Origin of the sequence: Cyanobium sp. Cruz CV13-4-11, from assembly GCF_024346055.1 — a bacterium.
In the GTDB taxonomy this organism is placed as follows: domain Bacteria; phylum Cyanobacteriota; class Cyanobacteriia; order PCC-6307; family Cyanobiaceae; genus Cyanobium.
Genome location: NZ_JAGQCH010000026.1, coordinates 1 through 13,126, shown reverse-complemented (window position 1 = coordinate 13,126; position 13,126 = coordinate 1). Strand labels below are relative to the sequence as shown.

Annotated in this window: 10 protein-coding genes; 2 read left to right on the top strand and 8 right to left on the bottom strand. The window is 56.5% G+C overall.

Annotated features, from left to right (window positions below; all coding sequences use genetic code 11):
• Window positions 1–59: 59 nt before the first annotated feature.
• Entirely contained in the window at window positions 60–800 is a 741-nt protein-coding gene (locus tag KBZ12_RS15730; RefSeq protein WP_254958944.1) for a GAP family protein, read from the bottom strand.
• Between the two features lie 99 nt (window positions 801–899).
• On the opposite strand from KBZ12_RS15730, the gene KBZ12_RS15725 reads away from it, so the two are divergent.
• On the top strand, window positions 900–2,306 hold the full coding sequence (locus KBZ12_RS15725) for a tetratricopeptide repeat protein (RefSeq protein ID WP_254958943.1): 1,407 nt from the start codon (window positions 900–902) through the stop codon (window positions 2,304–2,306).
• A gap of 168 nt (window positions 2,307–2,474) precedes the next feature.
• Here the strand turns inward: KBZ12_RS15725 and KBZ12_RS15720 are convergent.
• The 7 genes from KBZ12_RS15720 to KBZ12_RS15695 form a co-directional block, all read right to left on the bottom strand.
• Window positions 2,475–3,481 (bottom strand): IS5 family transposase gene (locus KBZ12_RS15720; protein ID WP_396101393.1). Its coding sequence is split into 2 segments (ribosomal slippage): window positions 2,475–3,100 and window positions 3,100–3,481, totalling 1,008 coding nucleotides; the frame shifts between segments, so codons are not numbered across the junction.
• Between the two features lie 446 nt (window positions 3,482–3,927).
• On the bottom strand, window positions 3,928–4,206 hold the full coding sequence (locus KBZ12_RS18735) for a BrnA antitoxin family protein (protein ID WP_396101382.1): 279 nt from the start codon (window positions 4,204–4,206) through the stop codon (window positions 3,928–3,930).
• Window positions 4,193–4,492, bottom strand: a complete 300-nt coding sequence (locus KBZ12_RS15715) for a BrnT family toxin (protein ID WP_254958942.1) — start codon at window positions 4,490–4,492, stop codon at window positions 4,193–4,195. Before KBZ12_RS15715 ends, KBZ12_RS18735 begins: the two co-directional genes overlap by 14 nt.
• A gap of 193 nt (window positions 4,493–4,685) precedes the next feature.
• Window positions 4,686–5,777 carry a serine protease gene (locus KBZ12_RS15710; RefSeq protein WP_254958941.1) on the bottom strand — a complete coding sequence of 364 codons (1,092 nt, stop codon included), beginning with the start codon at window positions 5,775–5,777 and terminating at the stop codon, window positions 4,686–4,688.
• A gap of 1,228 nt (window positions 5,778–7,005) precedes the next feature.
• Window positions 7,006–7,950 (bottom strand): hypothetical protein, encoded by a 945-nt coding sequence (locus KBZ12_RS15705; RefSeq protein WP_254958940.1) that lies wholly within the window; start codon window positions 7,948–7,950, stop codon window positions 7,006–7,008.
• A 500-nt stretch (window positions 7,951–8,450) separates the two neighbouring features.
• On the bottom strand, window positions 8,451–9,836 hold the full coding sequence (locus tag KBZ12_RS15700) for a pentapeptide repeat-containing protein (RefSeq protein WP_254958939.1): 1,386 nt from the start codon (window positions 9,834–9,836) through the stop codon (window positions 8,451–8,453).
• 46 nt (window positions 9,837–9,882) lie between these two features.
• Window positions 9,883–12,477 (bottom strand): pentapeptide repeat-containing protein, encoded by a 2,595-nt coding sequence (locus KBZ12_RS15695; protein WP_254958938.1) that lies wholly within the window; start codon window positions 12,475–12,477, stop codon window positions 9,883–9,885.
• Window positions 12,478–12,858: 381 nt separating this feature from the next.
• Between KBZ12_RS15695 and KBZ12_RS15690 the strand changes: the two genes are divergently transcribed.
• Window positions 12,859–13,126 (top strand): transposase (locus KBZ12_RS15690; RefSeq protein ID WP_254958937.1); only part of this gene is annotated, 268 nt, incomplete at its 3' end.

Sequence of the window (13,126 nt, the reverse complement as noted above, 5' to 3'; positions counted from 1 at the left end):
CGGTCGTTCGAGGCCGATCACCGCTGAAATGCGTTGTCGGGCCAGCGACGCCATCACCATCACCACCGAACAAGCCTGTTCAAGCTGTCGCCTGCCAGATACAGGCCAACCAGAAACACCACCCAGGACATCGCCCCGTTCGTATGACGGGACAAAAGCGACTCCAGTTTCTTCAAGAGAGGAGCAACATCATCATGCAGGAAAAGCCGCGCCACCAGCAGCAGTAACGCTGGTGTGATCATCACCAGGCAATAACCGAAAAGCACCACACTGCGCCCCAGCAGTGACAACTCCGAGGCAGTTAAAAGGCCGATCGCAGCCAGGTACGGGATCATGGAAGCGGCCTCGATGACGGCCGCCGTCAACGCAAAGACGATGACCGCTCCGACGGGGGCTGACGGATCGGTCGCATACCTCCGCATCCGCACGAAGAGACTCGGCCCGGTGCGGGCCTGCTTTGCCGCCCGGCGAGCGGCGCGACGCTCCTTGCCTGGTTTCGTCCAGGGCTCCATGCGTGCACCGAGCGCCATCAGTCCGCTACCGGCGCCCAGCTGGGCGATCCTCAGCGGTGTTGAGTCTCCCGCCTCCTGCAACGCATCGAACAACATCGAAGCTCCAAGCAGCCATGCCATCCCCAACAGCAGATAGAAGGCGGCAACGGTGCCCAGGAACAACACAATCCTCCCCGGGCGCAGGCGACCGGGGACCAACATCAGCCACAGGGGAATCAGCAACGTGCCGAAGCTCGTGCTGTCGATCAATGCCAGTGCAACAAGCGGAGCAAGCCGTTCGATCGTCATCGATGGCAGGCGCGGCTTGCATCAGAATCCTTCCAGTCCAGTGTCCTTTCCCATTCCGGTTGAGCCATGCGTTTGGCGACACACCACACGGCCTGGCCCATGCTGTTGACGGCCGCCTTCGCCGTGGAGGCCGTCCAGGCGCGGCCAACAAGCACCCTCGGCACGGGAGTCCTGCGCCAGGCACCCGGTCTGGAAGCGGTCGCCGCCGTGCCCGATCTCCCGGCCAGCGATCTTGAGGCTCGCGCCGCACTGGCGGCCAACCTGGTCAACCTGGGCAACCAGCTCAGTGATCAGGGCCGCCACGGGGAGGCCCTGGCAGCCACCGAGGAGGGGGTGGCCATGTTTCGGGCGCTGGCCGACAAGGGGCCTGCCTTCCGCGCCCAACTGGCCTGGTCGTTGCACAGCCTGGCCCGCCGCCACCTGGCCCTGGACCGTCCCGGGGACGCCCTCGCCCCAGCCCAGGAGGCGGTGGCGAGCCTCCGGGAGGAAGCCCAGACCAACCCGCTGCACCAGAGGGAATGGGCCTCGGCCATCCACACCCTCAGCCGGGTGCGCTCCGGCCTGAACCAGACCCGGGAGGCCCTGGCCCTCTCCCGCGAGGCCGTGGCGATCTGGCGCCCGCTGGTGAAGACGCAGCCCCTCCACCGCGCTGGCCTGGCTGATGCCCTGAGCAACAACTCTGTTCTCTTGCTTGCGGATGGGCAACGGCAGGAGGCCCTGGATCCCGCCCTGGAAGCGGAGCAGATCCTTCGCGACCTGGCGAGAGGCAAGACGGAACTGCGGGGAGAACACGCCAACGCCCTGCTCCAGGTGGGGACGGTGCGCAGAGAACTGGGTCAGGGGCCCCAGTCCCTGGCCCCGAACCAGGAGGCTGTGGCCCTGCTGCGGGAGCTGGCGGCCTCCGACACAAGCCAACGCCGCCATCTCGGCCGCGCCCTGATCGGCCTGGGGTTGAGCTACGGGGCCATGGGACGCCTGGAGGAGTCGCTCGCCATCTCCCAGGAAGCGGCGGCGATGGCGCGGGAGGTGGCCCAGACGAATCCCCAGTACCGACTGGATCTGGCCATTGCGCTCAACAACCTCGGCCTGGCCTACGGCGATGCGGGCCGCCGTCAGGAGGCCTTGGCCCCCACGCAAGAAGCGGTCAGCCTCTATCGCGTGCTGGTCAAGACGCAGACGGCGGATCGCGCCGACCTGTCCAGCAGCCTCAGCAACCTGGGCAAGGCCCATGGCGAACTGGGCCAGCTGCGTGAGGCCCTGCCACCCCTGGTGGAAACCGTGGGACTCCTGCGGGCGCTGGTGAAGGACAGCCCGGCCCATCGTGGTGATCTGGCCCGGGCGTTGAGCAATCTGGGGTATCTGCGGTTGTTGATGGGGCAAAAAGATCAGGCACGAGCCCTGTTGGAGGAATCCCTGGAGTTGGTGCGCCCCCTGGCGGCCAGCAACCCTTACTACCAAGGGGATCTGCGGCGCACCATCGCCAACCTCGAACAACTAAAGCGCTAGGGAAGCTCTGGGCAACAGGGGTTTTGGCGCTCGTTGAGACCGGCAACGCTGCTTTTAGACCTGATCTGCCACTCAGAGCATGTTTGGCGGCTCTATGGACTCATTCTCAGCCTTGTTGAGATGATTGTTGTGGCTGAATTAGGGCGTTTTAACACACCATTGCCATGCTCAGGCTGTCGCGAGAAGCTGCCGCCGTGCCAGGAACAGATTGGTCAAGGCTGCAAGCAGATTGATCTTGCAACGGTTCTTGGCCAAGCCACGCAGCCGTGATTTCTGAAGGCCTAACTGCTGCTTGATCACTCGGAACGGGTGCTCGACCTTGGCGCGGACATGTGCCTTGGCTGCTTCGATCAGATCCTGCCGCCTGCCATCGGGGGTATCAGGGAGGGCTCGGCGTTTGCCCGGTCGCATCGCCACCCGAAACTCCGCTGCCGTGCCTGCCATCTGGGGTCTCTTGGCAATGCCTTGGTAGCCGGCATCGCCGTAAACAACCTCCTCATCGCCATGCAGCAGCTCAGCAGCGGGGGGGAGGTCGTGCTTGTTGGCAGCTGTAGTGACCGCTGAATGGATCAGGCGTGAGTCCTTATCGACACCGATATGGACCTTCATCCCGTAAGCGAAGCCTTCCGCGCTGCGGTGATACCACTGGTTGCCCTTCTTGGTCTGGTGCATCTCCGGATCCCGCTTCCCCTCTTTGTTCTTGGTGGAACTGGGCGGCGCGATCAAGGTGGCATCAACAATGGTGCCCTGCCGCATCATCATGCCCCGAGCGTTGAGGTGAGTCTTGACGGTCTCAAAGAACTACCCCCCAGCTTGTGCTTCTCCAGCAGGTGGCGGAAGGTCAGGATCGTCGTCTCATCAGGGATCCGGTCACTGATCAGCTCGATGCCGGCAAAGCGACGCATCGTGGGCACCTCGATCAGGGCCTCTTCCATGGCCGGGTCGCTGAGCGAATACCACTGCTGCAGGAGATGAACCCGCAGCATGGTGGCCAGCGGATAAGGAGGACGGCCGCCTTTCTTGCTCGCTTTGGGATAGTGAGGCTCGATCAAGTTAATCAGCGCCTGCCAGGGCACCACCTCACCATCACCCTCTGAGCACCCTGAGGTGGGTTGGCGCTGAAATGGATTGCGCGTGCAGTACGTGCTCGTGCCCAGGCGGCCGCTGCGGGAGATGCGCTGGCAGCAGGCCCTGAGCCTTGCGCGCCGGCTCAGCAGCGCGCCGGCCGCAGGATGCCCTTGGAAGCTCAACAGATCCAAGCACCCGGCACCCCTGGCAATGAACGCCTTAACGAGTTGGCGGAGGAGCTACTGCGCACCCGGAGCACCCGCCTGTGGGATTGAAGGAGGGGACGGTAGCAGGGGAGAGACCCTAGACCTCAATGTGCTGGAGGGGCTGCTCCCCACCGATCTGACGAGCCGCGCTGAGTTGAACAAATGGGAGCAGCAGAACATCGAGACAGCGCTGATTTGGTTGCGGGACCAGAGGCGGCCAAGACCGTTGGACGAGGTCTGGCTAAAGGAACTTAACAGGCAGAGGTCCGCCCAACGCTCAAGATCAGCGGCGGGCCAAAAGTTTGGAATTGGCGGTTACCTCAGCTTCCGTCTTCTGAATCTTGATGTTAGGCCCCCTTCGCATCACCTGTGGAGTGAGCTACGACATAGTCCTTCAACACAGCATCCATGCGAGCTTGCCAGCCAGCTCCAGAAGCCCTGAAATAGTCAATAACTTCAGGACTATATCGGATTGAAACCAGCTGCTTTTTATTTGCCAACTTTGGACGTCCGCGAAGCACGCGAATGGGGACCATCGCGCTGATCTGCTCCTCTGTAAGCGGAAGGGCATCAGGATCTGATTCCGCCGCCGCTGTAATCAACTGATCTTCCTCAAATGTCGGCATCCTCAAGCTGATCTTCTTTAGTGGCTTTGACATAGTGATTGACCTCACGGCGATTGGCTCTGCGTAGGCTAATAATTCTCCTTTTCGTCTCGCGATCGACAAAGGCTACAAAATAGAGTATGTCTCCAATTGGAGCCAAGGCAACCACCCTTACTTCACCATAGTCAGCCCGATCATCAATCCAGACGAGTGCTGCTTCCCAACTGAGCTCAGCTGCAGCCGCCAAGGAGAGGCCGTGCTTGCCCAGATTGGTCGCGTCCTTGCCAGGGTCGAAAACGAACTGCACACGTTACCGTAGCTACGGAAACACCGTCCGTCAACTTCGTCTCAACAAGCAGGCTTCAGGTGGGCCTAACGTAAAAGCTCAACGGCGAGCGGTAGCGAGTCCGCTGGAGCGTTTAGTTAGGCTTGGGTAAGTAACGTACGGCGCGATACGGCTACCGCCTATTGCGCCGTACTAATTACACTTTACCGCGTTGTCAGGCAAACTCGGTTCGGGCGCGGGCCACCAAGTCACGCATGTCCATGCTTCCGCTTGCACCATTGTTTGCGTTGGTCTGCCACGACTGCACTGCGATGGCGCGCGGCCCCACGTCTCCGACCCAGAAGCCGAACACAGGCCCGCCCGATTGCCCCGGGAACACGTCGGCCTGGTGCAGGATGGACTGCGCTGCGGCATCTGTCCCGTCGACACGGAAGCCGCCCTGCCAGGTCGGTCGCTGGCCGCTGTTGAGGTCTGCGGGATAGCCCATGTGCGACCAGGCGGCCAGATTGTCCCAGTCGTCGTCGTACCCCCGTGCGCCCATCCAGCCGGTCGTCTCACCCAAGCGCCGGTCGAGCACCACCACGGCATAGTCGAAGTTGCCTTCGTTGCCCGAGATAAAGCCATCGCCGTCTTCCTGGACATACCAGTAGATGTGCGAGCCATAGACCTCGCCGAAGGGTGCATTGCCGTCGAAGAACGAAGGAGTGAATCGCACCCAGTCGGCCGCGAATCCAGGCGGCGCGGTCCAGTCGATGACATGGCTTACGGTCAGCAGATGCCGCGGGCCGATCATCACGCCAGAACCAGATCCGCGGTTAGTCTGCACCAACCCGACGGTCGACCACGGGTAGGTCGTGTCCTGGAAGGCGCGGCGGTTGTCGGCACCGAAGACCGTGGTGGCGACGCGCCGTTTCGACTCAGCTGGGCGGATGCGTTTCACGCTCTTCAGAATGTCCTGCGGGGTGGCGTTGAAGCCAAGGTGTTCCGGCACGAAGCCGGTCAGATGCTTCGCGAGTTCTTCCTCGCTGATTCGGCGTTTGCCGATCTTGGTGGCCTCGCCATTGAGCGCGGGCGGCAGGGCGCGACCGCCTGCGCGGACACCGTCGATCTCGACGATCACCTCCCACTGGGGTCTGCCGTCACCGAGGTCTAAGCGCTCCAGCCGAGTTTTGATCTGCGGCTCGCGGTCAGCAGCAATATGGAAGCGACGCTCGATGGCGATGGGCGTTTCCTTGAGCGCGCCTCGTGGCTCAAAATGCTGGTCTAGTTCCTTTACCGGAACTGGCCGTTGGATGTTATCTGGCATGATCAATCTCCTATGTGGTTGTTAAGTAGAAGTTTGACTGGCGATTTCTACTTCCGGGAAGGTCATCCACCAGCACAAAATAAATCTTTTCTTCTTTTAAAATTGCAAGTTATCTCATAGACACACCTCCTTTTGCCGCAAAGCCAAAAGTCGCCAAACTAGTCATTGGGCGGTTCCGAGAACCACACCGCAGTGGCCTGACTCATCCGCGAACCACAGTGACCGCTGCTGATGAGCAGCATCAAAACTAAGATGCACTAAGATGCTGCATAGGTTTTGGCTAGGTGCGTACTTTTTTCTAGCCGTGGTTCACGGGTCAGACAACCACCTGTACACAAAGATACACAATCCGGTAGAAGTTTCTGCCGGTCAGCAGATTCTAGCCACCCTTGGCTATCACCCATCGCTCTTCAAACGTCCGCCTAACGCCAAGATCAGAAGCGGGCAGGGGCCTCGATGATAGTGACCACCCCCTGCTCCCGTCTTCTGTATCTTGATGTTAGGCTCCACAGCTATCATTGTTTTAGCAAGAGCACCGGAAGTAATCATTGTCCGCGCTGCTGCAAAGCGGCCTTGCTGAGATCAGCTCAAATCATCTCCTGCTGGAGGCCCCGCTCTCGTAAGATGCTGAGCCACATCCAACATCCTTGGAACGACGATAAAGTGGTACTCGACGATAGGATCCATCCGCTCCAAACTTTCCCGGCTTGCCGCTACCGAATAGATTGCCGTCTCGGGTCGCATCCTTAAGCTCTGTACAGCCCTACTCAGGACGACGGTGATATGGTGACTTTCGATCTTGGGAAGACCCTTCGCTTCAAGGGCTCTATGCAGTTGGCACTTGCCTCCAGCTTTACCGCCGGTCTGGCGTTCCCCAATACGTTGAACAGCACCGCGGCATACTCCCTGAGCGCTTGCACCCAGTACATGTGGTTCTTTGCATGGTGATAAAAGCTAGATCGGCTGTCTACGTAGTTTTCGCTGGGCTCAATTACCCTTGCTGATAATTAAAAATGCACGCAAACTCAGCAGAGCAGAGACAGGCAAGGAAATATATTCTCCATTTCAGGCAAAGACTTTTCGGAAATAGTGCGCATTTCAGATATGGATTGCGCGTCGTCGGCACCGCAACCGATCGACTTGCAATCAATATGCCCCGCCTATGATTTCGATCACGAGGCAATTATCTCTTGAGAAGGCTGGTTCTTTCCCCGTGCCTTCCAAGTGGTTACTTAGAACAGAGGAATGCTATATCCTCTATATTGCCGATCTCAATAAAGTGGAATGGTTTTAATTCGGCCGTAGCCGAAGGCAACCATATCAACCGTAACTCCCGTTGATATGCAAAGCGAAAGTCTTTAGACATCGCTGGGTCAATGGGATGATTCGAGCTATGATTGTAAGGATCGTAATAATGAACCGGTACAAAAAAGCATTCCCAGCCTGGAAGCTGAATCTGGGTCGATAGTTTCACTCGTTCAATAAAGCTATTGGCATCTCTGACGACCAGGCATGTGTCAGCCTGAAAGTCATCGAAGAGATCTCTATCCCAGTCTCCCGAAAGACTGAGGAGATAGTAGTTCGGCAAGGACACAGTCTTTCTAAGAACACCAATTACTGGGACCTCCTCCCCCGATTCTGTGGTTATTCGTACAGATGAGCTTCCGTGCAGTGTATCTTTGCTGGTTTCGACGTCTTGGCGAGCTTCATCATTTTCTATGAATTCATAAGACGAGGCTTGCCCCAAGCGAAGCTGACCATCTCTTAATACCTGATTGAGATATTTCAATTTGTGATAGCGAAACAATACGTCGCCCGAATTGAAATGCTTTGGCCGCAATGGAGCATCATGGTATGTTTTATTGAAATGGATGTTCCAAGGAGGTTCGCAAGGTAACATCTCTGATCTGATCTCAAATTCCAACCGTGTCTGATGCTCCTTTTTAAACCAATACCAAGAACTGTCAATCCAAGTTATTGGCTTCGCTGCCCCTTCATCTGATACTAGTGACAGGATGTTCCGCAAAATACTGTTGTACCGGTTTTTAAGCTCATCAACTGGAGTATCGCGTAAGTATCGGCCTGCATGATAGTTCAGCTCCCAGAATATGGGATTGTATTCAGAAACGGTATTCCATTTTAAGGAATCGGGAGGCGTCCCGTCTGGAGTCACACTAGGAAGCTGTAGTCTGCGTAAATTCATAATTGAGGCCCAATTCCCTTTTGGCTTTGGCTTGGTTTACTCTTTCGAAGTTAGAATAGGCTTTGGGGGGCATAAACGCTTGTGCTCACAGGCTGGTAAAGAAACTCGTGAGGCCAAAATATTAGCCGGATCAGGTTTGATTGCCCGGCAATCGTAAACGTAGTGGGAGGATAGAGGGGCTCGATGCAAACGGTAGCTAGAAGTGGGGGGTGCGTGGCCTAACGCTCAACATCAGAAGCGAGCATTGTATCGGGCACGGAAAGTAGCGTACGCACCTGTCGTTTGCATGTTGCTGTTAGGCGCACCGAGACTTGAGTGTTGGGCATGGGGGGTCTTATTCCGACCAAGACCCATGCTGTCAGCATTTCCAGGGGGCTCAGGAAAGGTTTTTGGCGGCACTGCTGGGCATGTAAGCAACTGAAGGCAGAGCCAGATGGGATGCTCTACAGGAGGTTCTGAAACTTGAGGCCTCACTTCACCGTTTTTCTCGGTGACAGCACGTGAGACTGTTGAAGCGGTTCAGGCTCTTTAGCTTCTTTAGAATCGACAGGACAATTTAATTGTTCGCGATCGGCGGTCGGCCAACCTGTCGGTGACAGCCAGTAGCTGGCGATTTCTATCCACTTGTCCTCGATCCTTGCAGGGAGATCCTTATTGGGAGTGCAGAGGAACTTATCTTTGTCGGATGGCTTTAGATTAGTTACAAGCGTGCTCCAGAGAAAGTTGAGGCGCAGGGCCCGGGTACCGTTACGTTTGTCCTGCTTCACCAACAGACAAGGCCAATACGTAATCGGTTTAGCTGGAGACTCAGAAAATGCTTGGCTGCGTGGCGCCTCGCATTGGACCTCGTTGAACCTGGAATAGTCAAGATCGACCTTGTCAGGGTTGATGTTCACGAACAGCCCCATCAGTTTAGTGCGTTCGAATTGACTGAACCTGAACGGGCCTTTGAGCAGAGCTACCCGGTCTAGACGAGCCTCCTCGAATCTGATGCCATTGAAAGTCACAAATTGATCATTCACTTTCCCCATCTTGTTATCCGGCTGATTCTTGGACGGTTCGCCAGAATTGGTGAGCCAGGGAAGCCAACGCTGGAGTTGAAGCAACGTTGGAAACGCAAGGGAAACAGGGGTTGCAGACGCCGGCCTATGAATCAAAGCCACGCAGGTGAACATCGCATTCTTGAAGCTGGCTCCGCTCATGTCGCCGACCAAAACCAGAAGTTGACTACAATAATGCTTGTCGTCACTCAGAAAACGACGACCCTTATCACCACGGATCTGGGCGTCAGAGAAGTCGGCCCCGACGAAGCGTCCCTCCAGGCAAGTGATCTTCTTCGGCCAGCCGAAGGGTGATTTCGCGTAATTGACTTCGTCCCGATCTATCTTGCTGCAATGAGGCCTCCTAGTTGAGATGTGATCCTTGCAGTCACTGTAGTCGAACTTGGCATGCATCAGCTTGGCGCCACCAAAATTGACATTGGTGAGATCAGAACAGCTGAAATCAGCACTGACTAGTCGTGCACCTGAAAAGTTAACATTCTCAATGCTCATGTCACCAAGATCGGAAGAGGACAGATTAAGGCCCGAGAGGTTCATGTTCTCCAGGGTCAGATAGCCCTTAAGAGATTTCATCAGATCTTTAAGTGGATCAGAGCCTTCGGACTTCTCTTCATGGCTGATACCTCTCAGGGCCTCTGAATTGCTGGCCAGGATCCAATGGAGAACACTGGTGTCCTGCTGACGGAAGGCCGGCCAGGCACCGATGCCGTTGATGCATCCGAGGATTACGAGGACCCCCACCCCCAGAGGCAGCGATAAGCGCCCCAGCACCGAATCAACACTGGAGGCTGGCACGCGCGGGGGGGGGGGACGAGATCGGTATCAGGATCGGGATCGATAGTCATGGATTCGACTGACGATCCTCACTGGCGAACAAAAGTTCTGGGCTGTAGGGAACCAGCCAGATGAGCACACGGCTGGGGCGGAGGGGAAACGGAGCCAGCAGCAACGGCAGCAGCAGCTTCTGCGCGAGCCGCGATGGGGGACTCTGGTTGCTGGATGGGCTGAGGTCCATGTTGCGGCCGCTCAGCAGAAGCAAGTCATCGGCATAGTCGCCCAGTTCGATGGGCAAAACATACTGTGAACCCCGGAACGTAAGACGCTCCACAGAGCTGCCCTTAAACACCATTCGGGGGATGCTGGCGCCGGTGAAGTCGACATTGTTGAGCACACAGTCCTCGAAGCGAGCTCCATCAAGTTTTGCCCCTATAAAGTCAACATTATTAAGTTGTACGTACTTGAAGACGGCACCACTTAGATCGGCATTGGCGAAATCGATATTATTCAAGCGGAAGTTCTTGATGGTCGTACCCTTGAAATTACCGTTGGCCCAGTTTCGATTGCGGATCAGATCGCTGCGACGCTTGTACCCGGAGTAAGAACGATTGCTGCATTTGGCACCAGCCTGGGCAATTCGGGCGGAATCTGGTGAAAAGCCTTCGGTTCCCGTCGAGCCTTCGGGGTCATTATTGCGTGGTTCGAGGGGACACCAGAGGAGTGGTGGTTGTTTTACAAATGGTTCTGGTTTTTGCCTTGTCAATTGCCAAGAAAGACTGCCAGGGAGATTGCTATCGCCGTCGCGAGTTGAATAGAATGAAATAGCCCCGTTAAAGGTGGCACCGTTCAACTTCGCGTCACTTAGCTGGGCGTTGGCTAGATTAGAGAAATCTAGCCGTGCGCCTTTCAGATCTGCTCCGCTAAGATTGGCATCTTTCAGATGAGCAAAGCGGAGGTCGGCTCCGCTAAGCTCTGCGTTCCTCAGATCAGCACCTTCAAGGTTGATGAATGGGAGCTTGACTTTTCTGAGGAAGGCCTTTTCTAAGCGAGCTTCAGAAAAATCTATTCCTTTGGGAACGAGCCTCGCCAGATCGCATTTCGGGTTGGCTCGTAAGTAACCGATCAACCTGTTGTCAAGCTCGTACTGGCTAAGCGTTTCAAGAGTTCTGGGCGACTTGTTTTGCTTTGTTAACTCAGAGATTATCTCAGAAAGAGCGTCTTGGCAGGTTGGTTTAGACCCATTTACTACGGATTCATTCTGAATCAAGAAGCGAGAATCGTAGAGGTATCTTAAAACCCTGGCGCGCCGCATGCCATCTGAATTGCCTTCAGGATACTTAAGTTGGCGCGTCAGATCCCGGGTGAGGGAAGCTACCTGGCCACGGCGGTCAAGATCAAGCCAACCGCGATCACTTCGATCCTTGCTCACCAGGGTCTGTAGGTTCTGCTGGAAACGGCTGATCTGATCATCGGCGCCGTCGCCATAACTCTGCTGCCGCTGCTGTTGGAGCTTCACCTGTTGATCCTGTCGTCTCTGCTGCTCGATACGAAGGGCCTGAGACTCCACTATTCTGCTATAGGTCTGCGTGGCAATGAGGCTAACCGCACTGAGGAGAGTTGTCACCTGGATAGCCAGGCCAGGGATCCGGACCTGCTCGTTGACAAACTCGCGAAAACGTTGTATCCGGCCTCCTAGGAGGGAAAGAGAACGACCTATGTTTCCATTTTCGTTTCCTTTTGCCAGGTTGACGAGTAGGACGCAAAGACCCACGATCAGCGTTAAAATGACGAAGATGAAAGCGAACTTAGTCAGCAGATCAATAATGCTTTGCACAAAACTATTGACAACTCCAACACTCACCTCAAGTGTCATGTAGAAGAAGTTTCGACTGAAGAGCTCAGAGGTGATCAGTTCGTACAGGCCAAAGAGGAAAAGGATCAAAAGAGCCACCACAAACACAACTCGACCGAACTGTCGTACACGAATAAACATCTTATCCAGCTGCGGGAAAGGGTCCAAAACTTGGATGTGCTGGATTCTCAGGTAGGTCATAGCCAGATCCATCCTGGCCATGAAAAAAAGCCCGGCTCCAAGCAGCCCGAGCAGGAGAATGAATATTCCAAGGGCAACCTTTTCAATGCCCCCGCTGGGCTTTAGAAGAAGATCCCGGAAGCTGATCTGGAGGATTCTCAGAACCAGGCTGATCAGGTAGAGGAGCAAGCCCGGTACCGCCAGCAGGGTCAGAAGACTGAGTGTAGCGAGACTGACAGTGCGAAAACTCTCACGGAACCCCCGCAACACGGAAGCGAACAGCGTCCGGCCCGACCCCGAGGCCTTCAGGGACTCGATCCCCCCGAACAGGAGGAATACGGCCACCAGGGGGAGAAGGGTGCTCAGGGAGGTCAGAATGCTGAGAAGCAGGCTGAAGAGGACACCGGTCCAGAGTTCCAGGGTCAGACGACGATTCCAGGGCACCTTCGCGAAGTTGCCCAGCTGTCGACCCAGCCGATACCCCCCCTCACACCAGCCGCACCAAAACAGCACCAGCAGACCGAGGACCAGGAACTCGTATGTCACGCGGGCAACCTGCACGCTCAAGGCGCCCGAGTCTGCGATCATCAGATTGGCGATCAGCAAGGGGCCGAGAGCGCCGCCCATAAGCACGATCCCTTCCAGGCAGAGCAGCCGCCAGGAACCTGGGCGGCGACCTGTCCAAAGGGTCAGAGCCTGTGAGATTCCGGTCAAGGAAGACATCATGTGATTCCACTTCCACTGTTGCTCCGGATCTCTGGCTTTGTCATGGCACCCTCAGGCGCAGACGACTCTAGCGAACCCTTCTTTTTCTGATAGCGGACTGCACCTCCTTTGGTCAGGTCTGTTCATATTTCTTCACCTCCATTTCGGCTGACTCGCCCACTGCCTGCCACGGGAGGGAGGGAGCTCCATTGACGCCACAGGGCCCATGAGAGACGGAATCCATAAGAGTTCGCTGAAAAACCCGGCCACCTCTGCGAGAATGGATCAACTGCCCATTCGTTGATGCGAGGCCAACAGGAGCGCAGTGGCTCCTTGTTCTCCTACGTCTCGATTGAGGATCGGATCCCGAGCAGCCATCCGCTCAGGCGGATTCGCAAGCTGGCGGATCAGGCGCTTGATCGGCTCAATCCAACCTTCTGCAGTCTGTATGCCTTGGAAGGAAGACCATCGGTTCCGCCGGAGCAACTGCTGCTGGCCTCGCTGCTGCAGGCGTTTTACGGGATCCGATCCGAGAGGCTGCTGCTGGAGCAGCTCCACTACAACCTGCTGT

Coding starts and splice junctions, on each gene's coding strand:
- KBZ12_RS15730 (WP_254958944.1), bottom strand. CDS start 800: ATGACGATCGAACGGCTTGCTCCGCTTGTTGCACTGGCATTGATCGAC.
- KBZ12_RS15725 (WP_254958943.1), top strand. CDS start 900: ATGCTGTTGACGGCCGCCTTCGCCGTGGAGGCCGTCCAGGCGCGGCCA.
- KBZ12_RS18735 (WP_396101382.1), bottom strand. CDS start 4,206: ATGCCGACATTTGAGGAAGATCAGTTGATTACAGCGGCGGCGGAATCA.
- KBZ12_RS15710 (WP_254958941.1), bottom strand. CDS start 5,777: ATGCCAGATAACATCCAACGGCCAGTTCCGGTAAAGGAACTAGACCAG.
- KBZ12_RS15695 (WP_254958938.1), bottom strand. CDS start 12,477: ATGGGCGGCGCTCTCGGCCCCTTGCTGATCGCCAATCTGATGATCGCA.